24 protein-coding genes and 1 tRNA gene are annotated in these 26,499 nt (G+C 69.6%); 19 read left to right on the forward strand and 6 right to left on the reverse strand.

Features of this window, described 5'->3' with window-relative positions:
* Positions 1–20 precede the first annotated feature (20 nt).
* Positions 21–1,454 carry an APC family permease gene (locus tag ACIPV5_RS07680; RefSeq protein ID WP_082297762.1) on the forward strand — a complete coding sequence of 478 codons (1,434 nt, stop codon included), beginning with the start codon at positions 21–23 and terminating at the stop codon, positions 1,452–1,454.
* An 85-nt stretch (positions 1,455–1,539) separates the two neighbouring features.
* On the opposite strand, the gene gdhA is transcribed toward ACIPV5_RS07680, so the two are convergent.
* Both gdhA and ACIPV5_RS07690 read right to left on the reverse strand, forming a co-directional pair.
* The gene (gene gdhA / locus ACIPV5_RS07685) at positions 1,540–2,910 is read right to left on the reverse strand and encodes an NADP-specific glutamate dehydrogenase (protein WP_400340619.1); all 1,371 of its coding nucleotides are present in this window, start codon (positions 2,908–2,910) and stop codon (positions 1,540–1,542) included.
* Between the two features lie 151 nt (positions 2,911–3,061).
* Positions 3,062–5,749 carry a phosphoenolpyruvate carboxylase gene (locus ACIPV5_RS07690; protein WP_400340621.1) on the reverse strand — a complete coding sequence of 896 codons (2,688 nt, stop codon included), beginning with the start codon at positions 5,747–5,749 and terminating at the stop codon, positions 3,062–3,064.
* An 86-nt stretch (positions 5,750–5,835) separates the two neighbouring features.
* Between ACIPV5_RS07690 and ACIPV5_RS07695 the strand changes: the two genes are divergently transcribed.
* The 4 genes from ACIPV5_RS07695 to ACIPV5_RS07710 all read left to right on the forward strand — a co-directional run bounded on the left by ACIPV5_RS07695 (position 5,836) and on the right by ACIPV5_RS07710 (position 9,884).
* Positions 5,836–7,002 (forward strand): Na+/H+ antiporter NhaA, encoded by a 1,167-nt coding sequence (locus tag ACIPV5_RS07695; RefSeq protein ID WP_400340622.1) that lies wholly within the window; start codon positions 5,836–5,838, stop codon positions 7,000–7,002.
* Between the two features lie 85 nt (positions 7,003–7,087).
* On the forward strand, positions 7,088–7,702 hold the full coding sequence (locus ACIPV5_RS07700) for a MazG family protein (RefSeq protein ID WP_400341253.1): 615 nt from the start codon (positions 7,088–7,090) through the stop codon (positions 7,700–7,702).
* Between the two features lie 65 nt (positions 7,703–7,767).
* Entirely contained in the window at positions 7,768–9,018 is a 1,251-nt protein-coding gene (locus ACIPV5_RS07705; RefSeq protein ID WP_056277920.1) for a HisS family protein, read from the forward strand.
* A 53-nt stretch (positions 9,019–9,071) separates the two neighbouring features.
* Positions 9,072–9,884, forward strand: a complete 813-nt coding sequence (locus ACIPV5_RS07710; RefSeq protein WP_400340624.1) for an SGNH/GDSL hydrolase family protein — start codon at positions 9,072–9,074, stop codon at positions 9,882–9,884.
* Here the strand turns inward: ACIPV5_RS07710 and ACIPV5_RS07715 are convergent.
* Positions 9,853–10,377, reverse strand: coding sequence for a glyoxalase/bleomycin resistance/extradiol dioxygenase family protein (locus tag ACIPV5_RS07715; RefSeq protein ID WP_056279003.1), 525 nt, complete (start codon positions 10,375–10,377; stop codon positions 9,853–9,855). The two genes, ACIPV5_RS07710 and ACIPV5_RS07715, sit on opposite strands and share 32 nt — an antisense overlap.
* Positions 10,378–10,532: 155 nt before the next feature.
* Between ACIPV5_RS07715 and ACIPV5_RS07720 the strand changes: the two genes are divergently transcribed.
* Positions 10,533–11,336, forward strand: coding sequence for a helix-turn-helix domain-containing protein (locus ACIPV5_RS07720; protein ID WP_072590962.1), 804 nt, complete (start codon positions 10,533–10,535; stop codon positions 11,334–11,336).
* Here ACIPV5_RS07720 and ACIPV5_RS07725 read toward each other — a convergent pair whose 3' ends face one another.
* Positions 11,337–12,563 (reverse strand): APC family permease, encoded by a 1,227-nt coding sequence (locus ACIPV5_RS07725; protein WP_372984285.1) that lies wholly within the window; start codon positions 12,561–12,563, stop codon positions 11,337–11,339.
* 48 nt (positions 12,564–12,611) lie between these two features.
* On the reverse strand, positions 12,612–13,082 hold the full coding sequence (locus tag ACIPV5_RS07730) for a PaaI family thioesterase (RefSeq protein ID WP_053095499.1): 471 nt from the start codon (positions 13,080–13,082) through the stop codon (positions 12,612–12,614).
* A 100-nt stretch (positions 13,083–13,182) separates the two neighbouring features.
* Between ACIPV5_RS07730 and ACIPV5_RS07735 the strand changes: the two genes are divergently transcribed.
* The 11 genes from ACIPV5_RS07735 to ACIPV5_RS07785 all read left to right on the forward strand — a co-directional run bounded on the left by ACIPV5_RS07735 (position 13,183) and on the right by ACIPV5_RS07785 (position 23,478).
* Positions 13,183–13,533, forward strand: a complete 351-nt coding sequence (locus ACIPV5_RS07735; RefSeq protein WP_072590965.1) for a GntR family transcriptional regulator — start codon at positions 13,183–13,185, stop codon at positions 13,531–13,533.
* Positions 13,530–14,549 (forward strand): DUF1648 domain-containing protein, encoded by a 1,020-nt coding sequence (locus ACIPV5_RS07740; RefSeq protein ID WP_400340625.1) that lies wholly within the window; start codon positions 13,530–13,532, stop codon positions 14,547–14,549. Before ACIPV5_RS07735 ends, ACIPV5_RS07740 begins: the two co-directional genes overlap by 4 nt.
* 73 nt (positions 14,550–14,622) lie before the next feature.
* Entirely contained in the window at positions 14,623–15,573 is a 951-nt protein-coding gene (locus ACIPV5_RS07745) for a lysostaphin resistance A-like protein (protein WP_400340627.1), read from the forward strand.
* A 31-nt stretch (positions 15,574–15,604) separates the two neighbouring features.
* Positions 15,605–16,264 carry an O-methyltransferase gene (locus ACIPV5_RS07750; RefSeq protein WP_053095503.1) on the forward strand — a complete coding sequence of 220 codons (660 nt, stop codon included), beginning with the start codon at positions 15,605–15,607 and terminating at the stop codon, positions 16,262–16,264.
* Positions 16,265–16,362: 98 nt separating this feature from the next.
* Entirely contained in the window at positions 16,363–17,643 is a 1,281-nt protein-coding gene (gene eno / locus ACIPV5_RS07755) for a phosphopyruvate hydratase (protein WP_053095504.1), read from the forward strand.
* Positions 17,644–17,696: 53 nt separating this feature from the next.
* A complete protein-coding gene (locus tag ACIPV5_RS07760) occupies positions 17,697–18,260 on the forward strand; it encodes a septum formation initiator family protein (protein WP_083569297.1) in 564 nt (187 codons plus the stop codon).
* Between the two features lie 68 nt (positions 18,261–18,328).
* The gene (locus tag ACIPV5_RS07765; RefSeq protein ID WP_400340629.1) at positions 18,329–18,871 is read left to right on the forward strand and encodes a DUF501 domain-containing protein; all 543 of its coding nucleotides are present in this window, start codon (positions 18,329–18,331) and stop codon (positions 18,869–18,871) included.
* Positions 18,868–20,160: a S8 family serine peptidase gene (locus tag ACIPV5_RS07770; RefSeq protein ID WP_400340631.1), complete on the forward strand. Its 1,293-nt coding sequence runs from the start codon at positions 18,868–18,870 to the stop codon at positions 20,158–20,160. The genes ACIPV5_RS07765 and ACIPV5_RS07770 overlap by 4 nt, the downstream gene beginning before the upstream one ends.
* A 39-nt stretch (positions 20,161–20,199) precedes the next feature.
* Positions 20,200–21,669 (forward strand): NAD(P)/FAD-dependent oxidoreductase, encoded by a 1,470-nt coding sequence (locus ACIPV5_RS07775; RefSeq protein ID WP_053099042.1) that lies wholly within the window; start codon positions 20,200–20,202, stop codon positions 21,667–21,669.
* A gap of 286 nt (positions 21,670–21,955) precedes the next feature.
* Entirely contained in the window at positions 21,956–22,771 is an 816-nt protein-coding gene (locus ACIPV5_RS07780; RefSeq protein ID WP_400340632.1) for a cation-transporting ATPase, read from the forward strand.
* The gene (locus ACIPV5_RS07785; RefSeq protein WP_056277947.1) at positions 22,768–23,478 is read left to right on the forward strand and encodes a DedA family protein; all 711 of its coding nucleotides are present in this window, start codon (positions 22,768–22,770) and stop codon (positions 23,476–23,478) included. The genes ACIPV5_RS07780 and ACIPV5_RS07785 overlap by 4 nt, the downstream gene beginning before the upstream one ends.
* An 11-nt stretch (positions 23,479–23,489) precedes the next feature.
* Here ACIPV5_RS07785 and ACIPV5_RS07790 read toward each other — a convergent pair.
* Positions 23,490–23,562: transfer RNA gene (locus tag ACIPV5_RS07790), tRNA-Leu, on the reverse strand.
* Between the two features lie 324 nt (positions 23,563–23,886).
* Here ACIPV5_RS07790 and ACIPV5_RS07795 point away from each other — a divergent pair.
* Positions 23,887–25,134: an alanine racemase gene (locus ACIPV5_RS07795; protein WP_053095509.1), complete on the forward strand. Its 1,248-nt coding sequence runs from the start codon at positions 23,887–23,889 to the stop codon at positions 25,132–25,134.
* On the forward strand, positions 25,131–26,444 hold the full coding sequence (locus tag ACIPV5_RS07800) for a D-arabinono-1,4-lactone oxidase (protein ID WP_400340635.1): 1,314 nt from the start codon (positions 25,131–25,133) through the stop codon (positions 26,442–26,444). The genes ACIPV5_RS07795 and ACIPV5_RS07800 overlap by 4 nt, the downstream gene beginning before the upstream one ends.
* The last annotated feature ends 55 nt before the right edge of the window (positions 26,445–26,499 follow it).

The raw sequence follows: 26,499 nt of genomic DNA on the forward strand, positions 1-26,499 counted from the left end.
CTGTTCCCGAAGGAGTACTCATGGTCACGCCCATCAAGACGAAGCCGCTCGCGCAGGGCGGAGGAACCCTCCGCCGCAATCTCGGCCTCTGGGCGATCGTCGGTCTCGGACTCGGCTATATGACGCCGACCGTCGTCTTCGACACGTTCGGCATGGTGGCTCGCGACACCGACAACGTCGTCCCCGCGGCCTACCTCGTCGCCCTCGTCGTGATGGTGTTCACCGCCATCAGCTACGGCAAGATCTCCCGCGCCATCCCGAGCGCCGGGTCTGCGTACACATACGTCCGCGAGTCGATCCACCCGAACCTCGGGTTCATGGTCGGCTGGACCTCGCTCATCGACTATGTGCTGCTCCCGATGGTCAACTGCCTCATCATCCGCAGCTACCTCGAAGCGCTCTTCCCCGACATCCCCGGCTGGATCTGGGTCGTGCTGTACTGCATCCTCGTCACGAGCATCATCTACATGACGATGCGCGGCACCTCGAACATGAACATGATCCTGCTCGTGTTCTCGATCGTCGTGATGGTCGTGTTCGTCGTCATGGTCGTCGCGCAGCTGATGCGCGGCGAGGGAGCGGGCACGATCGCGTCGGCCGCGCCTTTCATCCACGACGGTGCGACGATCGGCGCGGTGCTCATGGGCGCGACGATCGTCTGCTTCTCGTTCATCGGGTTCGACGCCGTGACGATGTACGCCGAGGAGGCGAAGGATCCGAAGACGATGCCCAAGGCGATCCTGCTGACCGTGCTGCTCGGCGGCGCGATCTTCCTCGTCGCCGCGTACGTCACGCAGCTGCGCTTCCCCGACTGGAACGAGTTCGCACCCGGTGGCGACATGCAGTACGTCGAGGATTCGACGCTGCCGATCATCGGAAACCTGGTCGGGGGCAACGTGCTCATGGCCGTGCTGACCGCCGCGGGCTTCTGCGCCACGCTCGCCTCGGGTCTCGCCTCGCACGCATCCGTCTCGCGGATGCTGCTCGTGATGGGTCGCAACAACGTCCTTCCGCAGAAGGCCTTCGGCTACATCAACCCGCGCACCCACACGCCCACCTTCAACATCGTGCTGGTCGGCGCGATCTCGCTGCTCGCGATCCCGTTCACCCTCGAGCTGATCGCGGCGTGGATCAACTACGGCGCCCTGATCGCGTTCACCTTCGTCAACATCTCGGTGATCGCCTGGTTCGCCGTGCGCAAGGGGCGGCGCCACACACCGCGCGACATCTTCTCGTACATCGTGATGCCGGGCATCGGCATGCTCCTCACGGGTCTGCTGTGGGTGAACCTGCACTCCGACGCCCTGACAGGGGGACTCATCTGGACCGCTCTCGGCCTGATCTACCTCGCCGTGATCACGAAGGGGTTCCGCAAGAAGGTGGTCGCGTTCGATGAGAACCAGGCGGTGACCGGGTTCAACAAGGTCGTGAAGGTGCCGGTCGACGAGAACTGAGCACCTCAGGCGTCGAGAACGCGCAAGAGCCGCCTGCCCGGGAGGGAGGCGGCTCTTGTGTCGTGCGCAGTGGGTGCGACTCCGGTCAGATCACGCCCTGGGCGAGCATCGCGCCCGCGACGCGCTCGAAGCCCGCGATGTTCGCCCCGGCGACATAGTCGCCGGACACGTCGTAGCGCTCCGCGGCGTCGAACGCGGCGCGGTGGATGTCCGCCATGATCTCGCGCAGCTTGTTCTCGCTCGCGTCGAAGCTCCACCGCTGGCGAGACGCGTTCTGGCTCATCTCGAGAGCGGAGGTGGCGACGCCTCCCGCGTTCGCGGCCTTGCCCGGCGCGAAGAGGACTCCGGCGCTCTGGAACGCATCGACGGCAGCGGGGACGCAGGGCATGTTCGCGCCCTCCGAGACCGCTCGCACGCCGTTGGCGATCAGGGTCTCGGCGGCGTGGAGGTCGAGTTCGTTCTGGGTCGCCGACGGCACGGCGATGTCGACCGGGACCTCCCAGACGCTGCCGCCTTCGATGAATCGGGCGCCGGGGCGACGGTGGGCGTACTCGACGATGCGCGCGCGCTCGACCTCCTTGATCTGGCGCAGCAGGTCGACGTCGATGCCGGCGTCGTCGACGACGTACCCCGACGAGTCGGATGCCGTGACGGCGGTCGCGCCGAGCTGGGATGCCTTCTGGATCGCGTAGATCGCGACGTTGCCCGAGCCCGAGACGCCGACGCGCTTGCCGTCGAGCGAGTCGCTGTGCACGCCGAGCATCTCCTGTGCGAAGAACACCGCGCCATAGCCGGTCGCCTCGGTGCGCACCTCTGCGCCACCCCAGCCGGTGCCCTTGCCGGTGAACATGCCGGACTCGTGGCGGTTGGTGATCTTGCGGTACTGGCCGAACAGGTAGCCGATCTCGCGACCGCCGACGCCGATGTCGCCGGCGGGGACGTCGGTGTGCTCGCCGAGGTGACGGTAGAGCTCGTTCATGAACGACTGGCAGAAGCGCATGATCTCGGCATCCGACCTGCCGTGCGGGTCGAAGTCGGATCCGCCCTTGCCGCCGCCGATGCCCTGGCCTGTCAGCGCGTTCTTGAAGATCTGCTCGAACCCGAGGAACTTGATGATCGACAGGTTGACCGACGGGTGGAAGCGCAGGCCGCCCTTGTACGGTCCGAGCACCGAGGAGAACTGGATGCGGTAGCCGCGGTTGACCTGCAGACGCCCGGCATCGTCGACCCACGGCACGCGGAACAGGATCTGCCGCTCCGGCTCCACCAGACGCTCGAGGATGCCGCCGTCGACGTACTGCGGGTTGCGCGCGAGTACCGGTGCGATCGAGTTCAGCACCTCGTTCACGGCCTGCTGGAACTCGGGCTCGTGCGGGCTGCGGGCGAGCACCGTGTCGAACACGGGCTGCACGTCGGCGGCGAGCGGATGGAAGTCGACGGAAGACGGAGAGGTCACGCGAAAGTGCTTTCTGATCGGGGGATGGTGCTGCGTGCGATCGTGTCGCGTGAGGGTGCGCCGGATACGGCGAAGTTTTCACTCTAGCGGGCACGCCGAGGTGAGCACCTTCACACCGGCAGGCGCTTGATCGGGGACGACGACGCGGGGGTCACCCGGTGTTCTGGAGGCCCGCCGCGACGCCGCTCACCGAGAGCAGCAGCAGTCGCCGCTGCTCGTCGTCGGCACCCGAGCCGGTCGCCTCGGCCGGGTCGCGCAGCGCGCGGAGGGCGCGCAGCTGCAGCAGCGACAGGGCGTCGACGTACGGAGTGCGCAGCTGCACGGCGCGCTGCAGGATCGGCTTGTTCTCGAGCAGGCCCACGCCGCCGGTGAGACGGATGACCCACTCGCGCGTCAGCGACAGCTCGTCGAGCACGAGCTGCGCGAGATCGTCCCGATCGCCGAGGGCGAGGTATTGGCGGGCGATGCGCTCATCGGTCTTCGCGAGGCTCATGGCGACGTTGTCGATCATGGTGCGCAGCAGCGGCCAGTCGCGATAGGCCTCGGCGAGACGGGCCTCGTCGCCGACGGCGGCGAGAGCGGTTCCGAGTCCGAACCAGCCGGCGAGGTTGATGCGGGCCTGGGTCCAGGCGAAGACCCACGGGATCGCGCGCAGGTCTTCCAGCGACTCGACCGACAGTCCGCGTCGAGCCGGACGGGAGCCCAGGGCGAGCAGGCCGATCTCCTCGAGAGGGGTGACCGTGGCGAACCAGGGGGCGAAACCCTCCGCCTTGACGAGGGAGAAGAATCGCTCGCGCGACGAGGTGTCCATGACAGCGGCGATGTCGGCGAAGCGTGCGGCGGCGTCGCTCGTGTGCTTCTCGACGGACGGAGACGAGGCGAGCAGCGTCGCCGCGGCGACCTGATCGATGTGGCGCATCGCGATGGCCGGCTCGCCGTAGCGCGCGAAGATGACCTCGCCCTGCTCGGTGAGCTTGAAGCGACCGTCGACCGAGTGCGGTGGCTGAGCGAGGATGGCCGAGTTGGCGGGTCCGCCGCCTCGGCCCAGAGCACCGCCGCGACCATGGAACAGGGTCAGTTCGATGTCGGAGTCCTTGGCCCACTGCGCGATCTTCTCCTGCGCCTCGTACAGGGCGAGGTTCGCGGCGACCGGGCCGACGTCCTTCGACGAGTCGGAGTAGCCGAGCATGACCTCGAGCCGGTTGCCCGTCGCGGCGAGGCGTTCCTGGAACTCCGGGAACGTCACGGCCTCCGCGAGGATGGCGGGCGCCGCCTGCAGGTCGGCGAAGGTCTCGAACAGGGGAACGACGTCGAGCACGGGGGCGTCGTCGCCCAGCGCGTGCCTCGCGAGCGCATACACGTTCGCGAGGTCGGACGCCGACTGAGTGAACGACACGACATAGCGGCCGGCAGCCCGCAGGCCGCGGTCGCGCTGGATCTCGGCGATCACGCGGAAGACCTCGAGCACCTCCTCGGTCTGCGCGCTGATCGCGTCGCCGCTGGAGAGCTCCGAGAGCGCCTTGCGGTGCACCTGCGAGTGCTGACGCACCTCGAGCTCGGTCAGATGGAAGCCGTAGGTCTCCACCTGCCAGATGAGGTGCTGCACGCCGCCGAACGCATGGCGCTTCGCGCCCGCATCCGCCAGCGACGACTGCACCGTGCGCAGGTCGTCGAGCAGCTCCTCGGGGCGCGAGTAGCGCTGCTCCTCGCCACGGCGGGTGGCCGCGACACGGTGGGCGAGGGCGAGCAGCACGCGGCGGTGCGGCTCACCGGGGGAGCGGGCGCCCAGCTCCTCGGCGACGCGCGGCTCAGCGGCGGCGAAGGCCTCCCACAGCGCCGTGACTCCGGCGCTCGCAGGGGTGTCCTCGGCGTCCAGCGTGAGGGCGCGGCCGATGCGCTCGAGTGCGCGCTCCAGCCCCCGCAGCACGTGGTCGGAGGCGATCTGTGACGCCTCACGGGTGACGGATGCGGTCACGAACGGGTTGCCGTCGCGGTCGCCGCCGACCCAGGACCCGATGCGCACGAACGCGGGCACGACCGGAGCGCTCGAGCCGGAGTCGTCGCCGCGGAGTGCGTCGTCGATGCGCCGGTACACGTGCGGCACGGTGGTGAACAGGGTCTCGTCGAACACACCCATGACCGTGCGCACCTCGTCGGTCGGCGAGGGCTTCTCGGCGCGGAGCGGCGCGGTGCGCCAGAGGGTGTCGATCTCCTCCAGCATCCTCCGGCGCGCGCGGTGCTCCTCCGACCCGCCCTCGCTCGCGGCGTCGTGCTGGGTGAGCAGCTCGGAGAGGCGGCGGATGCTCGACGACACCGCGCGACGGCGTGCCTCGGTCGGGTGGGCGGTGAACACCGGGTGGAAGCGCAGGCCCTCGAGACGGCGGAGCGCCTCGTCGTCACCGACCTCGGTCTTCAGACGCGCATAGGCGGTGGCGACGGTGTCGGCCGCATCCTCGCGGCCCGGCTGGCCGGCGCGCTCACGGAGCACCCGCACGCGCTGGTGCTCCTCGGCGAGATTGACGAGGTGGAAGTAGCAGGTGAACGCCCGGGCGACCTCGTCGGCGCGCACGATGCTGAACGACTCGGCGATCGCGGCCGCCCGATCGAAGGCGTCGGAGGTCTCTTCGTCATAGGCCTGGATCGTCGCCAGCCGCAGCCGCTCGACGTCCTCGAAGAGGTCGTCGCCGCCTGCTTCGCGCAGTACCTGGCCGAGAAGGGCACCGAGCATTCTGACGTCGGTGCGCATGGCATCCGGAATGCCGCGGCCCGCTTCGAAACGGCCGATGATGCGGATGGCCGAGGTGTCAGTGGGCTCGGGGAAGGCGTGTTCGGGGGTCACCGTTCGAGAGTATCCCGGGTCGGGGTCGTGCTCTGAACGCATGACGATGTGAGACGTGCGGGGCGCTCGCAACTACCATGGGGGCGATGCGCATCTCCGCGAACCCTCTCCGTGGCCAGCAGTTCCCTGCTGTCCTGCTCCTCGTCGCGGCAGGGCTCGGCATCCTGCTGGCGAATCTTCCCTCGCATGATGCGCTCGCCGCGGTGCTCGACTTCCACATCGCCGTGCCCGGCACAGTGCTCGACCTCTCGATCGAGCACTGGGTGTCCGACGGTCTTCTCGCCGTGTTCTTCCTCGTGGTGGCGATCGAGCTGCGGCACGAGCTCACCCACGGCGAGCTCGATTCGCCCAGCAAGGCCGTGCAGCCGGCCATCGCCGCCGCCGGCGGTGTGCTGGTGCCGATCGCTGTCTATCTGCTCATCGCGGGCGACTCCGCGACCGCCACGGGCTGGCCCATCCCGACGGCGACCGACATCGCCTTCGCGCTCGGCGTGCTCGCGATGTTCGGACGGGGGCTTCCGTCGAACGTCCGCGTCTTCCTGCTCGCGCTCGCGATCCTCGACGACATCATCGGCATCATCTTCATCGCGGTCCTCTTCGCGCACGACGTGCAGTGGCTGTTCCTCGCGCTCGCCGTCGCCGCCGTCGTCGCGTTCTGGCTGCTCAGCAGACTGCTCCACGCCAAGGGGCATCCGGCGGTGGCCGTCGCGATGATCATCGTCGGCGTCGTCGCCTGGGGCCTGGTGGCCTCGTCGGGCATCCACGCCACCATCGCCGGCGTGATGCTCGGGCTCGTGATGTCGCCCGTTCCTGCCGCGCGCACCAGGCACGTGCTCGAACCGACCGTGAACGGCGCGATCCTGCCGATCTTCGCGTTCGTCGCCGCCTTCGTGGTGATCCCCGCCCTCGCACCGTCGGAGCTCTCTCCCGCCTTCTGGGGGATCGTCGTGGCGCTGCCCGTCGGAAAGATCATCGGCATCTCCCTGTTCGGGTGGCTCGCGATGCGGATCCGGCCCCGAGGCGCGGCGCCGGCCCTGCCGTTCGCCGACATCTTCGCCGCCGGCGCGCTGGGCGGCATCGGCTTCACCGTCTCGCTTCTGCTCGCCAACCTCGCCTTCGCGGACGACGCCGGCACCCGCGATCAGGCCATCCTCGGTGTGCTCGTCGGCTCGCTCGTGGCTCTCGTGCTCTCGGGTGTGATCGTGTCACTCCGCGCCCGTACGTACCGACGACGGGGCGCCGTGACCTCGTGACCGCGAGGCGACCCGAGTGGCGTTCGAAGGAGGACCGGTGAGTGCAGAGCCCGCCCGCGACCCGCTGCGCGCCGCAGCCGAGACGATGCGCGAGGTCCGGGATCGCTGCGTCTGGTCGCAGCAGATCACCCATCGTGATCTCGTGCCGTATCTCATCGAGGAGTCGCACGAGGTGATCGACGCCGTCGAGGACGGCTCACGGGCCGACCTGCGTGAGGAGCTCGGCGACCTGCTCTGGCAGGTGCTGTTCCACGCCGCGATCGCCGCGCAGGACCCCGACGACCCGTTCGACATCGACGATGTCGCGGCCACGCTCACCGAGAAGATGGTGCGGCGGCATCCTCACGTCTTCGCGGACGAGGTCGCGACGACCCCTGAAGAGGTCCTGGTGCACTGGAACGCCGCGAAGGCGGCGGAGAAACGCGCGAGACGCAGCGTCCTCGACGGGATCCCGCGCGGTATGCCGGCGCTCGCGCTGGCACAGAAGGTCGCCGGTCGAGCCGAGGGGGCCGGCGTCGTCGTCGCCCGGGCCGATGCGGACGGGGCTGGACCGGCGCCCTCCTCGGAAGCAGAGCTCGGCGACGCACTTCTCCGCCTCGTGGCGGTCGCGCGCGCCGAGGGCTGGGATGCCGAACGAGCGCTGCGCGAACGGCTCCGAGCGGTCGAGGCCGAGGTCCGCGAGGCGGAATCCGAAGCCTGAGTCCACGGCCTGGCCCGCCGACCTGGAAAGATGGAGGCGTGGCTACTGTGAACCCGCCGCGCGGAATGCGCGACATCCTCCCCGCCGACAAGGCTCGCCGCGAGCGCGTCCTCTCCGTGATCCGTGATCGTTACCGCTCGCACGGGTTCGACGAGATCGAGACCCCGGCGCTCGAGGAGTACTCGCGACTGCACGCCGGCATCGGCGGCGACAACGAGAAGCTCGCCTACAACGTGCTGCGCCGCGGCCTCGATGCGGATGCCATCCGCGACGCCGCCGACGACCAGGGCGCCCTGGCCGACCTCGGTCTGCGATACGACCTCACGGTTCCGCTCGCGCGCTTCTACGCGAGCAATCGCGCTCAGCTCCCCGGTGTGTTCCGCGCGATCCAGATCGGTCCGGTCTGGCGTGCTGAGCGACCGCAGAAGGGGCGCTACCGCCAGTTCGTGCAGTGCGACATCGACATCATCGGCGACGACTCCTCGCGCGCGGAGGCCGAGCTCATGGTCGCCTCGCTCGATGCGGTCGACGCACTGGGTCTCGAGGGCGCCACCGTGCGCATCAACGACCGCCGTGCGCTGGACTGGATGCTCGACAGCTTCGGCTTCACGGGCGACGAACGTCCCGGCGTCCTCATCACGATCGACAAGCTCGACAAGATCGGGCCCGACGGCGTCGCCGCCGAGCTGCGCGAGCGCGGTTCGGCGCCATCGGCCGTCGACGCGTTCGAAGCCTTCCTCCTGCGCCCGCAGACCATGGAGTACAACCCCTTCGGCGAACGTCAGATCCGCAAGGCGCTTCCCGACGGTGCCCCCGACGAGATCGTCGGACACCTCGTCGCGATCGGCGAGGCCGTCGCCGCCGGCCGAGGCGCGACCGACATCCCGCTGGTCTTCGACCCGTTCCTCGTGCGCGGCATGGGCTACTACACGGGCACGATCTTCGAGCTGGCCCACCCTTCGGTGTCGTACTCGCTCGGCGGCGGCGGTCGCTATGACGGCATGATCGGCCGCTTCCTCGGCCAGCAGGTCCCTGCCGTCGGGTTCTCGCTGGGCTTCGAGCGCCTCGTCGACCTCGTGACGGCGGGCGCGGATGCCGGCGAGCGCGCCGTCGTGCTCATCCACGACGCCGACGTGCCGGTCGCCGAGCTCGTCATGCACAAGGCGGGTCTCGTGGGCTCCGGGGCGCGAGTGCGGCTGGAACGACGCACGAAGAACGTGAAAGCCCTGCTCGAGCGCTCGGCCGCCGACGGATACACGGAGTTCGCGACCGTCTCGTCGGGCACCTCGGAGCTGGAGCTCAAGCCCCTCTCCTGAGTTCGTCGGATGCCGTTCACTCGGCGTTCACGCCGTTCCGGTCGAATCGGGACATGAGCCGACCGCCGTTCGTCGCCGTCGCGGCGGTGGGTGTCGCCACCGCGGTGGCCACCGCCGGAATCCGGGTCGTCCTCACCCGACAGGCCGCGATCGCACGTCGACGCATCGGCAAGCCGCTCGGTGAGGAGTCGATCGACGCCGACCGCGTCTGGCGTCGTTCGCTCGACGGCATGCCGATCGATCTGCTCGTGCTCGGAGACTCGCTGGCGGCGGGCCTCGGCGCCGAGCGGCGCAAGGAGACACTGGGCGGACGACTCGCCAAGGGTCTGGCGCGACGGATGCGACGACCGGTCCATCTGCGCACGGCCGCCGTCGTCGGGTCCGAATCGCCCGACCTCGCCGCCCAGCTCGACGCGCTGCCCGAGGACTACGCCCCGCATGTCGCCGTGATCGTGGTCGGGGGCAACGACGTGACGCACCGCATCCCCGTCGCCGTCTCGACGCAGCACCTGCGGGAGGCCGTCCGACGGCTGCGTGCTCGGGGTACGGAGGTCGTGGTCGGCACCTGTCCCGATCTCGGAGCCCTCCGCCCCGTACCGCAGCCTCTGCGGCGCCTGATGTCGAGCATGTCCCGTCGACTCGCCAGGGTACAGGCCGAGACCGCTCGTGCCGAGGGCGCGCACCCCGTCGACCTCCGCCGCGCCGTCGGCCCGATGTTCTTCGACGATCCGGAGGCGATGTTCAGCCTCGATCGCTTCCACCCGAGTCCGCTCGGCTATCGGCGCACGGCGGAGGCACTGCTCCCGGCCGCGTGTCGGGCTGCCGAGACCGCGCTCAGCTCGCGCCGTCAGACGGGGCAGCACTGAAGGACGCCGCCCAGTCGGCGACCCGCCGTGCGCTCTCCTCGTCCGAGAGGTCTTCGACCCGGGTCATCACCGACCATCGCACGCCGAACGGATCCCGGATGCTGGCGAATCGGTCTCCCGACACGAACGCCGACGGAGCCTCGCGCACGGTTGCGCCCGCGGCGACGGCACGCTCGACGACGGCGTCGACGTCCGAGACATAGAGTCCCATCGAGTAGCAGTCGTCGTCTCCCGACGGCGCAGAGACCAGATGATAGTCGGGGCTCGGCTCGCCCAGCTGCAGGTGGCCGAACCCGAAGTCGAGGTCCGCATGGGCGACGACACCGCCGAACTCCGTGACATCGATGACGCGAGCGCCGAAGACGTCCCGGTAGAACTCGATCGCCTCCCGCGCCCGGGGGACCGCGAGGAAGGGAGTGAGGGAGGTCGCGCTGTTCGGTCGGCCGTCCGTCGTGTGCTCGCCGGTCACGCCGGTCCTGTTCTCGGTGCTCATGCAGCCACAGTAAAGAGCAGTCGCAGACGCGCGCTTGAACTTGCGCGACACGATCGTGCGCCGGGGTCATAGGGTCGAGGCATGGACGTCGACGACCTCGGACCGACCGTGTCCGCCATGCGGGTCACCGTGGCGATCCTCGCCGGCGGCTAGCGATGCGTGCGACCCGCGGTGTGCTGTATCCGGCCCGGCTGCCGGACTTCCATCGTCTGCCGCCTGCGACCGCCGCGCGGGACCTCGCGGTGTGGTTCTGGATCCCCGAGTGGAGCATCGAGCCCGCTCGATCGTCTCGCCAGGAGATCGTCGGCTACCCGGCGCTGAACCTCGTCGTCGAGAACGGTGACGTGAGTCTGTCCGGGGCGACGACACGGGCTTCGCATCGCGAGCTGACCGGCACGGGCTGGGCAGTGGGCGCCCTGCTGCGACCCGCAGCTGTCGCGGCCCTCATCGACGACCCTGCCGCACTCGTCGATTCCGAGCAGCCGGTCGTCGCTCCCGAGCTCGCGGACGGGGTCAGTGCTGCGATGGCGTCGGGGGAGGGGCATCGCGAACGCGCCGTCGCGGTGTTCTCGGAGTGGCTCGCTCGTCGGGTCGGACCCCTCGACGACAGTGCGAGGCATGCGAACGCGCTGGTCGAGGTGCTCATGGAGGAGGGCGCGGCCGACTCGGTCGAGGAGGCCGCGACCCGACTCGCGGTCTCGCTGCGCACGCTGCAGCGCCTCGCCCATCGTCACGTCGGAGTGTCGCCGGCCGCCATGATCCGGCGCCGCAGGCTGCAGGAGGCCGCGGAGCACCTGCGTCTGCACCCATCGGTCGATCTGGCGGATCTCGCCGCCGACCTGGGGTACGCGGATCACGCCCATCTCACCCGCGACTTCCGGAACGTGCTCGGAATCGCGCCCCGCGCGTACCGGGCGTCCTCCGCGCAGGACGTTCGGAGCGCTGCCGCGCCACCCTGATCAGCGCGCGAGCCGCAGCCGGATCATCCGATAGAGCACACCGACCAGCACGACCGCGGTACCCACCACCGAAGCCACCACCGGCAGCGTGTTCACCAGCACGAGGCACCCGAGCGCACCGACGACCTGCAGCACCCGCGGATAGCGGCGAGCCGCAGTGCGCTGGCGGAATGCCGCCGCATTGGCGATGAGGTAGTACAGCAGCACACCGAACGAGGAGAAGCCGATCGCGTCGCGCAGATCGGCGACGAGCACGATCATCACGATGATGACCGCGATCGTGATCTCGGCCCGACGGGGTACGTGCCAACGCTCGTCGACCTTCGCGAGGAAGCGCGGCAGATCCTCTTCGCGGGCCATCGCCAGTGTGGTGCGACCGATGCCGGTCAGGAGGGCGAGCAGAGCTCCGAGCGAGGCGGCGGCCGCGGCCACGCGGACGACAGGAGTGAGAGCCGTCCACCCCGAGGCCGTGACGACATCGGCGAGAGGGGTGGTGCTCGTGACCGCGTCGCCGCCGAGCACGACGACGACCGTGATCGCGACGAGCGTGTAGACGACGACCGTGCCGCCGAGGGCCAGGGCGATCGCCCGGGGGATCGTCCGGGCGGGGTCGACGACCTCTTCGCCCATCGTCGCGATGCGCGCGTATCCCGCGAACGCGAAGAAGAGCAGGCCTGCGCCCTGCAGCACCCCGTACGCGGAGGCATCCGGAAGGGGAGCCGGGGCGGTAGACGAGGAACCGCCGAGGCCCACCGCGACCACCACGGCGAGTCCGAGCAGCGAGCACACGACGAGGATGCGCGTGACGAGGGCGGTTCGCGTCACGCCGAAGCAGTTGACCGCCGCGAGAGCGACGACGGCAGCGACGGCGACCGGCACCTCCCAGCCTTCCGGTGCCGCGTAGGCGGCGAAGGTCATGGCCATCGCCGCGCAGCTGGCGATCTTGCCGATCACGAAGCTCCATCCGGCGACGAAGCCCCACCACGGGCCGATCTCTGCGCGGGCGTACGCGTAGGTGCCGCCGGCGACGGGATGCGCCGCGGCGAGCTGCGCCGAGGCGGTCGCGTTGCAGTAGGCGACGATCGCGGCGATCGCCAGGGCGATCAGGATGCCGCTTCCGGCGACTCCCATGGCCGGTGCCCACACGGAGAACACGCCGGCGCCGATCATCGAACCGAGACCGATCGCGACGGCGTCGACCAGTGTCAGGCGGCGGGCGAGAGGCATCCCGTCATCGTGGCACGTCCGGGTGAACGTCCGGTATCGCCGTCGCCGTCAGCTCCGAGCGGCGGTGACGCGCTGCTTCTCGCGGATGTAGACCTGTCGGCGGACTCTGGCGACGACGTCTCCGTCGCGGTCGGTGATGACGGTCTCGAACCACTCGAGCACCTTCGCACCGCCGTGCGCCCGCTCGCGGATCTCCTCGGCCCGCTCGCGGCTGACCTCGAACTCGGCGGTCAGCACCCCGCGCCCGGGCTTGACGAACTCGATCTCGCCCCGGGTGTCCCAGACGACATAGTCCCGACCGAGCTGATGCATCACGAGCATGAAGAAGTACGGGTCCGTCATCGCGGACATCGAGCCGCCGAATGCCGTCTTCACGTAATTGCGGGTGAACACGTTGACGTGCAGCTCGACCGTGGCGTGCGTCCAGTCCTCGCTGAAGCGGCGGATGCGGATGCCGCTGAACAGATTGGGGACCCACAGGCTCATGCCCGTGGCGAGACGACGGGGAGTGATGCGCATGAGGTCAGTGTGGCCGACGGCCTCATCCGGACAAAGCTCGCTGGAGGGTTGCGACAGTTGTTATAGTTTATGTAGAACTACTAGAAGATTGGAGGACGGGATGCTGATCCGCATCGACGCCGACAGCGCTCGGCCGCTCTTCGATCAGGTCGCGGCATCCGTTCGCGCCGATGTCCTCGCCGGACGTCTCGTGCCGGGTGACCGGCTGCCTGCCGCCCGTGAACTCGCCGAGGCGCTCGAGATCAACCTGCACACCGTGCTCCGTGCCTATCAGCAGCTGCGCGACGAGGGGCTGATCGATCTGCGCCGTGGCAGGGGAGCGGTGGTGTCCGCTGCTGCATCTCCGCTCGCCGAGCTCTCACAGGACATCGCCGCGCTCGTCGCCCGCGCCGCATCCCTAGGACTCTCTTCCTCGACACTGGCCGCGCTCATCAAGGAGACCGACGCATGACCCCCGAGATCCGCCGCGCCCGCACCGCCTTCTGGTGGGTCGGGGTCATCGTCCCCGCCGCTCTGATCGTGCTCGCCGCCGTCATCGTCCTGGCGTGGCTGCCCGACATCCCCGATCCTGCGGCGATCCACTGGGGCCTCGACGGGGCCGATGGCTTCGCGCCGCGGTGGACGCCACTGGTCATGCTGATCGGCCTGGGCGGAGGGATCGTGGCGATGTTCGCGATCATCGTCCTGGTCTCGCACAGGCTGCCCCCACGGGGCTCGGGCGGGCCGCTTCCTCAGTCGCAGTGGTCGACGACCGCCCGTCTGCTCGGAGCGGCCGGCCTCGCGATGGCGGGCCTGATGTCCATGCTCGCGATCACGACGACCGGCTCCCAGCGAGGGCTCTCCGATGCGAACGAGGCGCCCGACATCACCCCCTGGGTGCCGGTCATCGTCGCGATCGCCGCCGGCCTCGGGGTGATCGGATGGTTCGCGCAGCCGAAGGTGCCCGTCGCGTCCGTCGCGTCCGCGGATCCGGCGGCACCTCTCCCTCTCGCCGACCACGAGCGCGCCGTGTGGATGAAGACCGTGAACGTGGCCCGCAGTGGCCAGGTCGTCCTCGGGATCAGCGTCTTCTTCACGGTCGCCGTGAGCGTGCTGCTGCTCGCCCGGGGCATCGCCGCCGGGTGGATCGTGGCGGGCATCACTGTGGTCCTCGTCATCGTCGTGGCGACCGGTCTGTCGTTCCGGGTGCGGGCGAGCACCGCTGGCCTTCGGGTGCGCTCCGTCGCCGGATGGCCGCGTCTCGAGATCGCCGCGGCCGACATCGCCAGCGCTCGCGCGGTGCAGGTCGACCCGTTCGCCGAGTTCGGCGGCTGGGGCTACCGAATCGGCACCGACGGGCGGCGCGGATTCGTGCTGCGCACCGGTGAGGCCCTCGAGATCACCCGCACAGACGGTCGCGTGTTCGTCGTCACCGTCGATGACGCCTCCACAGCGGCATCCGTCCTCGCTTCCGCAGCATCCCGATGATCGCTCCGCACATCGACACCGAACAGCACATCGACACCGAACAGCACATCGACACCGAACCGGGAGTCAATCCATGACCCGCCTCAGAGCCGCATCCGTCGTCCTCTTCGTCGCGCTCGCGTGCGGGCTCGCCTGGCTCGTCGCCCTGCCGCTGTGGCTGGGCGACGGCCTCGCCGAGCCCAGCACCTGGTTCCTGCTGCCCGTGATGATGCTGACCCCCGCTCTCGCCGCGCTCGTGGTCACCCTCGCCCTGCGTGTGCCGGCACCGGGGGAGCGGCTCCGCTTCCTGGGCATCTGGCCCCTGCGCCCGGCCAGGCGGGTCGTCTGGCTGATGGTGGCGGGCTGGCTCGTCCCTCCGGTTCTCGTCGCGCTCGGCATCGTGGTCGCGGCGGCCTTCGGATGGGTGCAGCTCGACCCGACGTTCTCGGCGTTCTCCGCTGAGATCGCGAGGTCGCTGCCCGCCGGTGCGCCGATGCCCCCGATCGAGCTCATCGTGATCTCGCAGATCGTGATGATCCCTGTCGGCGCCCTGATCAACAGTGTGCTGGCGTTCGGCGAAGAACTCGGCTGGCGCGGGTGGCTCGTCCCGGCCCTGCGACCGCTCGGCACGTGGCCGGCACTCCTCATCAGCGGAGCGATCTGGGGCTTCTGGCACAGCCCGGTGATCCTGCTGGGCTACAACTTCGGGCGCACCGACATCACCGGCGTGCTGTTCATGATCGGCGGCTGCATGGCCTGGGGTGTGCTGCTGGGCTGGCTGCGTCTGCGCTCCGCATCGGTCTGGCCCGCCGTCCTCGCGCACGGCTCGCTGAACGCGGCCGCCGGACTCGTCCTCATCTTCGCCGCATCGCAGCCCGATCTCGCACTCGCCGGACCTCTCGGCGTCGCGGGATGGATCGTCGCGGCGGCGGTGATCGCCGCATTGGCCCTCACGGGCGAGTTCCGTCGTCAGCCCGAGCTCGCGGGCGCGCCCGGGCGGCTGCTGTCCGCTCCCCGAGCCGGGAGGGGTCCGCAACCCTCTTGACGCTCTTCGGGGCTCACGGTTTGCTGAGGGCATGGAATCCACTCCCGCCGCCTGGTCGAATGCCGACGCCTATCTCGCTGATCTCCTCGTCGGTCATGATCCGCAGCTGGAGGCGGCGCTGGCCGCTCAGCACGATGCCGGTCTTCCCGAGATCGAGGTCGCGCCGGTCGGCGGCAAGCTCCTCAACCTCCTCGCCCGCATCAGCGGCGCTCGCCGCGTGCTGGAGATCGGGACGCTCGGCGGGTACTCGACGATCTGGCTCGCACGGGCGGTGGGTCCCGAGGGGCGCGTGATCACCGTCGAGGCCGAAGCGGACAACGCCGCCGTGGCCCGCGCGAGCATCGATGCCGCCGGCGTCGGAGACCGCGTCGACATCCGGATCGGCCGAGGTGCCGACGTGCTCCCCACGCTGGTCGGCGGCTTCGACCTGGTCTTCATCGACGCCGACAAGGAGTCGAACACGGTCTACCTCGACTGGGCCGCGAAACTGGGCCATCCCGGAACCGTGATCGTGCTCGACAACATCGGACGGGAGGGTGAGATCGTGCGCGACGATGCGGCCGACCCCAAGGTCGTCGGCACCAGGGATGCACTGCGGATGCTGGGCGAGGACCCGCGCTTCGACGCCACCGCGCTGCAGACGGTCGGTGTCAAAGGCTGGGATGGCGTCGCGCTCGCTGTCGTCGTGTGAACCTCCGACCCCGACCCGGGTGCTGAGGTTCGGCGGGCTAGACTGGGCGCGGATCGACGACGCTCCACACACCTTTTCTCTGAGCAAGGAGCACATCAGTGGCACTGATCGAGGCTGTAGGCGCACGCGAGATTCTCGACTCGCGCGGAAACCCGACCGTTGAGGTGGAGGTGCTCCTCGACGACGGCGTAGTCCAGCGGGCAGCCGTCCCGTCGGGTGCATCCACCGGCGCATTCGAGGCGTACGAGCTGCGCGACGGCGACAAGAGCCGTTATGGCGGCAAGGGCGTGCTCAAGGCCGTCGACGCCATCATCGACGAGCTCGGACCGGCGCTCGAGGGCATCGAGGCGAGCGAGCAGCGCATCGTCGACGAGATCCTGATCGAGACCGACGGCACCGAGAACAAGCAGCGCACCGGCGCCAACGCGATCCTCGGCGTCAGCCTCGCCGTCGCGAAGGCCGCGGCCGACTCGGCCGATCTGCCCCTGTTCCGCTACCTGGGCGGCCCCAACGCGCACGTGCTGCCCGTGCCGCTCTTCAACGTGATCAACGGCGGCGAGCACGCCGACAACGGCATCGACATGCAGGAGTTCTTCCTCGCGCCGATCGGCGCCGAGACGTACTCCGAGGCGCTTCGCTGGGGTGTCGAGACCTACCACGTGCTGCGCGGCGAGCTGAAGGCCGCCGGCTATGCGACGGGCCTCGGCGACGAGGGCGGCTTCGCCCCCGACCTGCCCAGCAACCGCGAGGGTCTCGACTTCCTCGTCAAGGCGATCGAGAAGGCCGGCTTCAAGCCGGGCACCGAGATCGCGCTCGGCCTCGACGTCGCAGCGACCGAGTTCTTCAGCGACGGCGTGTACCGCCTCGACAACAAGGACTGGACCGGCCCCGAGCTGATCGAGTACTACCAGGGTCTGGTCAACGACTTCCCGATCGTCACGATCGAGGACGCCCTCGCCGAGGACGACTGGGACAACTGGAAGCTCCTCACCGACGCTCTCGGCTCGAAGGTCCAGCTCGTCGGAGACGACCTGTTCGTCACGAACCCGACGCGTCTGGCTGACGGCATCAAGCGCGGCGTCGCCAACTCGCTGCTCGTGAAGGTCAACCAGATCGGAACGCTCACCGAGACGTTCGACGCGGTCAGCCTGGCACAGCGCTCGGGTTACACCGCCATGCTGTCGCACCGCTCGGGTGAGACCGAGGACACGACGATCGCCGACCTCGTGGTCGCGACGAACGCGGGTCAGATCAAGGCGGGTGCGCCTGCTCGCAGCGAGCGCGTCGCGAAGTACAATCAGCTTCTGCGCATCGAGGAAGAGCTGGGCGACGCGGCTGTCTTCGCCGGCCGCTCCGCGTTCCCGCGCTACCAGGGCTGAACACAGCTGAGACAGACAGAAGCCGCCTGAGCGGCTCGAACGGAGGAGGAGCCGTGGCACGACGACCGGCTCCTCCTTCGGCGTCTCCGGGGGCGACCCGGCCCGCCTCAGCGCCGCCGTCGCCCGCACAGCGCACCGCGGGCCGGACGCCCCGGGGTGCGGCGAGCAGAGGCGCGCAGGACCGCAGGGTCGATGTGCGCGAGTGGGCCTCCGGCATCCGCCTGTCGGCCTTCTCGGTCATCATGCTGTCTCTCGTGGTCCTCGGCGCATGGGTGCTGGTGCCGACCCTCGGCACCTTCATCGATCAGAGGCAGAAGATCTCGGCTCTGGAGCAGTCGATCCAGGTCTCCGAAGACCAGATCGCCGCGCTCGAGAAAGAGCGTGAACGCTGGAACGACCCGGCGTACATCACCACCCAGGCGCGTGAGCGCCTGTATTACGTCAAGCCCGGCGAGGTCGTGTACCTGATCGACAACGACCTCGACCCCGCCGCGCTTCCGCAGCAGCAGGGCCCGGTCAGCGACACGCTCGAGGAGACGCCCTCCGACTGGATGCCGCAGCTCCTGCGCACTCTGACGTCCGCCGGACTCAGCGACACGGCCGCAGTCGCCCGCTGACCTGCGCCGCCGCCGCACGGGGCGTGTGCTCCGAGCATCCTCCCGGTCGGCTCCCGTACGCTGGTCGGGTGACCACGCCGCCATTCCCCGCCCCCACGACCGCCGAACTCGCCGTGGTGTCGGCCCAGTTGGGGAGAACTGCTCGCGGCGTCGTCGGCATCGCAGCCCGTTGCGTCTGCGGCAACCCCACGGTCGTCGCCACCACGCCGAGGCTGCCGGACGGAACGCCGTTCCCCACCTTCTACTACCTCACCCACCCTGCCGCGACTGCGGCCATGTCGACTCTCGAGGCCACGCAGGTCATGCCGGAGCTCGCGGCGCTCCTCTCCGAGGACGACGGGGTCGCGGCGGCCTACCTCGCGGCGCACGAGGCCTACCTCGCCGATCGTGCGCAGTTCGGCGAGGTCACTGAGATCGACGGCATCTCGGCGGGCGGCATGCCCACGCGCGTCAAGTGCCTGCACGCTCTGGCCGGTCACGCTCTCGCGGCCGGCCCCGGCGTGAACCCGATCGGCGACGTGGCGCTCGAGCGTTCGACGTGGTCTCCCGAGAAGTGCCGGTGCGACGCCCCGGGCGCGGCACTACGCGACGTCGAGGCGTCGACCGAATGAGGCCGACGCGGATGCTGCGCAACGGCGTCGCGGTGGCGACGATCGTGGCATCCGTCCTGCTCCTCGGCGCAGCGGCGACGCCGCCGCCGGTGCCCGATGATCCTGCCGATCCGGTGCGCGCCGCCGAATACTGGCTCGATGGCGCCGGGATCCGAGACGCCTGGCAGACCACACGCGGCGACGGAGTGACCATCGCCGTCATCGACACCGGGATCGCCAAGGTCCCGGGAGTGTTCGACGGGGCCGTCGTCGGCGGCACGGACGTGTCCGGCACCGGGACACCCGACGGGCGCACCCCGGTGGGTGCCATCGACGGCAATCACGGCTCGTGGGTCGCATCCCTCGCCGCCGGGCGCGGCGCGGCCGACGGCAAGGGCATGATCGGCGTCGCCCCCGAAGCCGACCTGCTCTCGATCTCCGTGGGGTTCGGTGCAGCTGCCGCCGTGCCGTTCACCGAGCAGGTGGCGAAGGCGATGCGCTGGGCGGTCGATCACGGGGCGGACATCATCAACCTCTCGTTCACCACGAACACGCTGGACTGGGACAAGAGTTGGGACGACGCGTTCCTCTACGCCTTCGAGAACGACGTCGTGGTCGTGGTCGCGGCGGGCAATCGGGGGAGCGGCACCGACATCATCGGCGCCCCCGCGACGATCCCCGGCGTGCTCACGGTCGGCGGAGTCGATCAGACGGGCACGGCGAGCATCGAGGCCTCGACGCAGGGGATCACCATCGGCATCGCGGCACCCAGCGAGGGCCTGCGAGGTGTCTCGGCGGACGGCACGGTCGTGCCCTGGAGCGGCACCAGCGGTGCGGCGCCCATCGTCGCGGGCATCGCGGCCCTCGTCCGGTCCGCGCATCCCGAGCTCGATGCCGCCAACGTCATCAACCGCATCATCAAGACGGCGATCGAGGTCCCCGGCATGGCGGATCCGCCCGACCCCCTCTACGGCTACGGTCTGGTGGATGCCGAGGCGGCGATCAGCGGGGACGTGCCCAAGGTCTCCGAGAACCCCATGGGAGACCTCGCCGAGTGGGTCCGCCTGTTCCGTCGGGCGGAGACGGTCCCGCAGCCGGAACCCACCGCCGCGCCGGTCGAGGTGCCGCCTCTGCCGGATGCGGACGCGCCGACAGAAGCCGGTTCACCGCTGCTTCCCAGCGCTGAATCGCTGCGCTACGGTACCCTGCCGCTCATCGCGCTCACAGTCCCTGGTATCCTGATAGCGCTTGGCGTCACCGCAGCTGCCCGGCGCATCCGATCGGCGCGCGCACGCACGCCACATTCCTGACTCCCGAGGAGTTGTCCCCCTGTGCCTCAGAACAGCACTGTGCCCAAGATTCTGATCGTCGGTGGAGGCTATGCAGGCTTCTACACGGCGTGGAAGCTGGAGAAGCACCTTCGCAAGGGTGAAGCAGACGTCACCATGGTCGACCCGCTGCCGTACATGACGTACCAGCCGTTCCTCCCCGAGGTGGCCGCCGGCTCGATCGAAGCCCGACACTCGGTGGTCGCCCACCGTCGTCACCTCAAGCGCACGAACGTGCTCACCGCCAAGGTGACCGGAATCAACCACGCCGAGAAGGTCGCGACGATCACGCCTCCCGTGGGCGAGCCGTACGAGTTCGCGTACGACCAGATCGTGGTGACCGCGGGTGCCGTCTCGCGCACCTTCCCGATCCCGGGCATCGCAGACAACGCGATCGGCCTGAAGACGATCGAGGAGGCCGTCGCTATCCGTGACCGCCTGATGTCGAACTTCGACAAGGCGGCGTCGCTGCCTGCGGGCCCCGCGCGTGATCGCCTGCTCTCCGTCGTCGTCGTCGGCGGTGGCTTCGCCGGCATCGAGGTGTTCGCCGAGCTGCGCTCGCTCGCCTCGTCGCTGGTCAGCAAGTACCCGCAGCTGACCTTCGACGACACCCACTTCCACCTGATCGAGGCGATGGGGCGCATCATGCCCGAGGTCTCGCTGCAGACGAGCGAGTGGGTGCTCAAGGACCTCGCGAAGCGTGGCGCCAACGTGCACCTCGACACGCAGCTCACCAGCGCGGTCGACGGCAACGTCGAGCTGTCGACGGGTGAGGTCATCCCCACCGATCTGATCGTCTGGACCGCCGGTGTCATGGCGAACCCGACGGTGGTGCGCGGTGGCGACCTCCCGATCGAGGAGCGCGGCCGCATCCAGACCCGTGCAGACCTCCGTGTCGGCACCCCCGAGGCCTTCGTTCCCGGGGCCTGGGCCGCCGGTGACGTCTCTGCCGTCCCCGACCTGTCCGGTGGTGGCGTCGGCGGCTTCTGCGTGCCGAACGCCCAGCACGCCGTCCGTCAGGCGAAGCTCCTCGCGAAGAACATCGTCGCCGTGCTGCGTGGCGAGGACCCGAAGGAGTACTTCCACAAGAACCTCGGCGCCGTCGCGGGCCTCGGGCTCTACAACGGTGTCTTCCAGTCCGGCAAGATCGCCCTCAAGGGGTTCGTCGCCTGGGTCGCCCACCGTGGATACCACGGCCTCGCAATGCCCACGTGGGAGCGCAAGTTCCGCGTGGTGTGGGGCTGGTGGAACAACCTGTGGCTCGGTCGCGACCTGGTGAACCTCGAGACGGTCCAGAACCCGCGCTATGTCTTCGAGGAGTTCGCCGCTCGCCCGCGTCCGGCCGCCGATGCGCCGGCTCCCGCCGTCACGGCTCCGGCCGCGCAGGCGACCGCCGTCGACAAGGCTGCTGACGAGAAGCCCGCCGGCCAGAAGACCGGTGCCAAGAAGCCGGCCGCCAAGAAGACCGCCGAGACGGCTGCCGCCAAGTAGTCCTCTCCTCGAACGCCCCGATTCCTCCGGAGTCGGGGCGTTCGTCGTCTCCGCCGACGGGGCGTGTCTCGCACCCCGTTCATAGGCGCGCTTGCTACCGTCGGCAGCGCAAGGGGAGTACTCCCGTCTGCGGTGGTGTCGTCATTACGGATACGAGGTCGTGTCCCGGCCCACCGGCCCGTGAGGGTGGAGGAGACCTGGCGTCCGTATCCGCGGACGGCCAAGGACCCCTCACCGCACCGCTGTCGAGACCCGTGGTCGTCCACACCACGAAGGAATCGTCACCATGGGAAAACTCAACCGACTGCTCGGGATGGCCGCTCGCGCCCTCGATCTCGACGAGAGCGGATCCCGCACGGATCGCGACGGCTCGCGGGGGCAGACGCCTCCCGCGCCCGGACGGCGTCACCCGGAGAATGATCGATACTCTCCTCCGCCGGTGCACCGGACGTCGCGTGACCCGTACTCTCCGCCTCCTGCCGGTGCCGCCTCCGCCTCCCGTGCAGCTGGATCGGGGTCGGATGCCGACCGGGCCGCGATCGCACGGTACGACTACCTGCTCGAGACCGCCGATCCGCACCGCATCGAGCAGATCCATCGCGAGGCGTTCGCGCGGCTGACGCCGGCGCAGCGCGCGCAGGTGCAGGAGCGCATGAACACGGAGCTCGCGCCCGGCGAACGCCCGACCTCGTCCTCGCCGGAGGATCTCGCACGTGCGGCCGGGCGCTCCGAGGCGGCGCACCCCGGACGCATGCGCGGCATCCTGTCGCGGGTGCGCGGGTTCGGCACTGCCGGTGCCGTCGGCGGCGCCGCCGTGGGCGCGTTGGGCATCGTGGCGGTCGGCGCCGTCGGCAGTGCCGTCGCCGCCCCCCTTCTCGAGCAGGCGGCCGGGCTCGGTGTCGACTTCGACGCGCTCGCGCAGGGTGTCGACGTCGAGGCGATCGCGAGCGGACTCGGCGGCGAGGAGCTCGCGGGAGCCGCTGAGGGTGTTCTCGGATCGGCCGGTGAGACCGTCTCGGGCCTCGGCGACGCCGCGAGCGAATGGGGTCAGCGGCTCGGCGACCTGGGCATCCCCGGAATCGGCGATCTGTTCGGCCGATGAGCGGCGCGATCATGGCGGCCGCCGAGTCATCGCCGTCGGATCACGGATTCTCCGGCCTCACCGGGTTCGCCGCCGACGTCCTCACCCAGCTCGGCGACATCGGGGTGGGCGTGCTGGTGTTCCTCGAGGTGCTCGTCCCGCCCATTCCGAGCGAGGTGATTCTCCCGTTCGCCGGCTACCTGAGTCAGAGCGGCGACCTCACGCTCGGCTGGCTGATCGTGTGGAGCACCCTCGCCTCATGGATCGGGGCGCTCCTGCTCTACTGGCTCGGGGCGGCCATCGGCATCGAGCGGGCCGTGCGGCTTCTCGCGGCCACCAAGCTGGTCAGCCGCGGCGATCTGGACCGGGGAGTGGCCTGGTTCCAGCGAAGCGGAGGGTGGACGGTGCTCGTGGGGCGGATGGTCCCCGGAGTCCGCAGCCTGATCTCGATCCCTGCGGGTGCCACGCGGATGAACCTGGCGCGATTCAGCGTCTACACCATCGTGGGCAGCGGCCTGTGGAACACTCTGCTCATCGGGGTGGGTGCCCTGCTGGGAACCCAGCACGAGCAGCTCGAGCACCTGCTCGGGTATCTCGACTACGCCGTGTATTCAGCGCTGGCGATCGCCGTCGGTGTGCTGGTCCTGCGCCGAATCCGTGAGGCGCGCGGGTCGGCATCCGCGAACGGACAGACCCGCGGCGCGGCAGATGGACGCGCGGATGGCTGAGAAGCGCGCTGTGCCCCCGCTGGGACTCGAACCCAGACTGAAGCGATTTTAAGTCGCCTGCCTCTGCCATTGGGCTACGGGGGCTCCATGTGACTGGCTCAGATTACACGGGTATATCGGCCGCTCCGGCGCCGCATCCCGCACGGACAGGGCGAAGGGAGACGGGCGTCCCAGCGCCCGTCTCCCTGTGATGCTGCTGAGACAGCATCGCTACCCCCCGGCAACCGGCCGGGCACGGCCGGTGAGCCGCCACGAATGACGGCCTCAGTGATAGAGACGGCGACCGTGGATGTTCATTACGAGCATTGCGGCTAAAGTACCGGGATTCCGGACGTGGCCGTACGACTGCGCTGCGACTCGATCTCAGAAAGCATGAATCCGCGTCCGCGCTGGACATAGGGTGGGGGAGTGCTCGACCTCATCGCCGATATGAGCCCCGATCAGGGACGAAACGCAGTCTCCCCCGAGTGGCACGACCCGTCACGGTACTGGCCGCGCCTGTCTGCGGCGACCGGCCACCTCTCTGCTCCCGTGGCGGTGATCGACAGAGAAGCGCTCCGGCACAACGCCCTGGATCTGCTGGTCCGTGCGGGCGGACTGCCGATCCGCGTCGCCTCGAAGTCGGTGCGCGTGCGCTCGGTGCTCGACGCGGTGCTGCAGCTTCCCGGCTACCGGGGGATTCTCGCGTTCACCCTCGCCGAAGCGCTCTGGCTCGCCGAGACCCATGACGACATCGTGATCGGCTACCCGACGGTCGATCGCGCGGGACTCGCGCAGCTCTTCGAATCAGAAGAGGCGGTGCGGCGCATCACGCTCATGGTCGACGACCCGGCGCATCTCGACATCGTCGACAGCGTCGCGCCTGCCGGCCATCGCCCCGACATCCGTGTCGCGATCGACGCGGACGCCTCACTGCGATCGGCGGCGCTCGGTCATATCGGCGTCCGCAGGTCCGCGCTGTTCACTCCGGGAGAGGTGGCGGCCTTCGCTCGTACGATCGTCCGCCGCCCCGGCTTCACGCTCGTCGGCCTGCAGATGTACGAGGCCCAGATCGCCGGGCAGGGCGACAACGCGGGACCGGACGCGCCGGTGATCCGTCTGATGCAGGCGCGCTCCCGGTCAGAGCTGCGAGACCGACGAGCCGCGATCGTCGGCGCACTCTCGGAGATCGCCCCTCTCGAGTTCCTCAACGGCGGAGGGACCGGCTCCCTCGAGTTCACCGGCAGCGACGAATCGCTGACCGAGGCGAGTGCCGGCAGCGGACTGCTCGGAGGGCACCTCTTCGACGGGTACCGATCCTTTCGCCCGGCACCGGCGTCGGCGTTCGCGTTCGACGTGGTGCGGCGGCCGGCCGCCGACATCGCGACCGTGCTCGGTGGCGGATGGATCGCCTCGGGCCCCGCCGTGACGTCGCGACAGCCGTCGCCCGTCTGGCCGCAGGGACTGCGCACTCTGTCGCGCGAGGCCGCGGGCGAGGTGCAGACACCGCTGCAGGGGCGAGAGGCCCAGCACCTCGGAGTGGGCGATCGGGTCTGGTTCCGCCACGCGAAGAGCGGCGAGCCTGCCGAGCGCATCGACAGCTACCAGCTCGTCTCCGGCGACGAGATCGTCGACGAGCTTCCCACGTATCGCGGCGAGGGGAAGGCGTTCCTGTGACCCGGATCGGCGGAACCTGGCAGAACTGGGGGCGGTCGGCGCAGGTGAAGCCGCTCCGCGTCGAGCGCCCGCGCACGCCGGAAGGCGTGCAGCGCGCCGTCCGGGCGGCTGTGACGCAAGGGCTCACCGTGAAGGCGGTCGGAGCGGGGCACAGCTTCACGGGCATCGCCGTCGCCCCCGGGGTGCTCCTGGAACTCGACGACATGCAAGGACTCGTATCGGCCGACGCGTCCACCGGCCGCGCGACCCTGCTCGCGGGAACCCGGCTGCACCGCATCCCCTCACTGCTTGCGCCGTTCGGTCTCGCCATGGAGAACCTCGGCGACATCGACCGTCAGTCCATCTCCGGCGCGATCTCGACCGGGACGCATGGCACCGGGTCCGGGTTCGGGGGACTCGCCACACAGGTCGTCGCGGCGACCATGGTGACCGCAGCCGGCGAGTTCCTGAGAGTGGACGAGAGGCAGAACACCGATCTGCTGCCCGCGGTCACACTGGGGCTCGGCGCGCTCGGGATCCTGGTCGACATCACGCTGCAGTGCGTGCCGAACCTCCTCATGGAGGCAGTCGACGAGCCGGCGCCTCTCGACGACGTTCTCGAGACCCTGCACAGTCGGGTCGAGGAATCGGACCACTTCGAGTTCTACTGGTTCCCGCACACGGACATCGCTCTGACGAAGAGACAGACCAGACTGCCGGAGTCGACTCGGCGGCAGCCTCTCCCCGTCGTAGGGCGCTGGATCGATGAGACCCTGCTCTCGAACGGCGTATACCGGGCGGTATGCGCCGCCGGGCAGGTGGCACCCGTCATCACTCCGCCGTTCAACAGGCTCGCGGTGAAGCTCACGGGCGACCGGCGCTACACCGAGCTGTCGCACCGCGTCCTGACACAGAGCCGCACGGTGCGGTTCCGCGAGATGGAGTACGCGCTGCCCGTCGAGAACGTCGTGCCGGCCTTCCGCGCTGTGCGCGAGCTCATCGAGCGACGAGGATGGCGCATCGAATTCCCGATCGAGGTGCGCTTCGCGGCGGGCGACGACAGGTGGCTGTCGACGGCGTACGGCAGGGCCACGGGGTACATCGCGGTCCACCGCTACTGGCGCGCCGATCCGTCGGTGTACTTCGAGGCCGTGGAGCAGATCATGCTCGAGCACGGCGGACGCCCCCACTGGGGCAAGCTGCACACGCTGACCGCGGAGCAGCTGCGAGAGCGCTATCCGCGGTTCGACGACTTCACCGCCGTGCGCGACCGGCTCGACCCGGATCGCCGATTCACGAACCGATACCTGGATCGCGTTCTCGGCGCATGACGGGGCTGCAGCTGACCGTCGCACACCCAGTCGACGCGCAGGCTGCGCCGATAGG

This window comes from Microbacterium sp. NPDC090014, assembly GCF_044748285.1.
Taxonomy (GTDB): domain Bacteria; phylum Actinomycetota; class Actinomycetes; order Actinomycetales; family Microbacteriaceae; genus Microbacterium.

Excerpts from the sequence above, each read along its gene's own strand:
- ACIPV5_RS07715 (WP_056279003.1), bottom strand. The coding sequence starts at position 10,377 with ATGAGCACCGAGAACAGGACCGGCGTGACCGGCGAGCACACGACGGAC.
- ACIPV5_RS07725 (WP_372984285.1), bottom strand. The coding sequence starts at position 12,563 with ATGCCTCTCGCCCGCCGCCTGACACTGGTCGACGCCGTCGCGATCGGT.
- ACIPV5_RS07750 (WP_053095503.1), top strand. The coding sequence starts at position 15,605 with ATGGAATCCACTCCCGCCGCCTGGTCGAATGCCGACGCCTATCTCGCT.
- ACIPV5_RS07710 (WP_400340624.1), top strand. The coding sequence starts at position 9,072 with ATGAGCCGACCGCCGTTCGTCGCCGTCGCGGCGGTGGGTGTCGCCACC.
- ACIPV5_RS07770 (WP_400340631.1), top strand. The coding sequence starts at position 18,868 with ATGAGGCCGACGCGGATGCTGCGCAACGGCGTCGCGGTGGCGACGATC.
- ACIPV5_RS07680 (WP_082297762.1), top strand. The coding sequence starts at position 21 with ATGGTCACGCCCATCAAGACGAAGCCGCTCGCGCAGGGCGGAGGAACC.
- ACIPV5_RS07745 (WP_400340627.1), top strand. The coding sequence starts at position 14,623 with ATGACCCGCCTCAGAGCCGCATCCGTCGTCCTCTTCGTCGCGCTCGCG.
- ACIPV5_RS07780 (WP_400340632.1), top strand. The coding sequence starts at position 21,956 with ATGGGAAAACTCAACCGACTGCTCGGGATGGCCGCTCGCGCCCTCGAT.
- ACIPV5_RS07735 (WP_072590965.1), top strand. The coding sequence starts at position 13,183 with ATGCTGATCCGCATCGACGCCGACAGCGCTCGGCCGCTCTTCGATCAG.
- ACIPV5_RS07730 (WP_053095499.1), bottom strand. The coding sequence starts at position 13,082 with ATGCGCATCACTCCCCGTCGTCTCGCCACGGGCATGAGCCTGTGGGTC.
- ACIPV5_RS07720 (WP_072590962.1), top strand. The coding sequence starts at position 10,533 with ATGCGTGCGACCCGCGGTGTGCTGTATCCGGCCCGGCTGCCGGACTTC.
- ACIPV5_RS07785 (WP_056277947.1), top strand. The coding sequence starts at position 22,768 with ATGAGCGGCGCGATCATGGCGGCCGCCGAGTCATCGCCGTCGGATCAC.
- ACIPV5_RS07705 (WP_056277920.1), top strand. The coding sequence starts at position 7,768 with ATGCGCGACATCCTCCCCGCCGACAAGGCTCGCCGCGAGCGCGTCCTC.
- ACIPV5_RS07740 (WP_400340625.1), top strand. The coding sequence starts at position 13,530 with ATGACCCCCGAGATCCGCCGCGCCCGCACCGCCTTCTGGTGGGTCGGG.
- ACIPV5_RS07700 (WP_400341253.1), top strand. The coding sequence starts at position 7,088 with ATGCGCGAGGTCCGGGATCGCTGCGTCTGGTCGCAGCAGATCACCCAT.
- ACIPV5_RS07695 (WP_400340622.1), top strand. The coding sequence starts at position 5,836 with ATGCGCATCTCCGCGAACCCTCTCCGTGGCCAGCAGTTCCCTGCTGTC.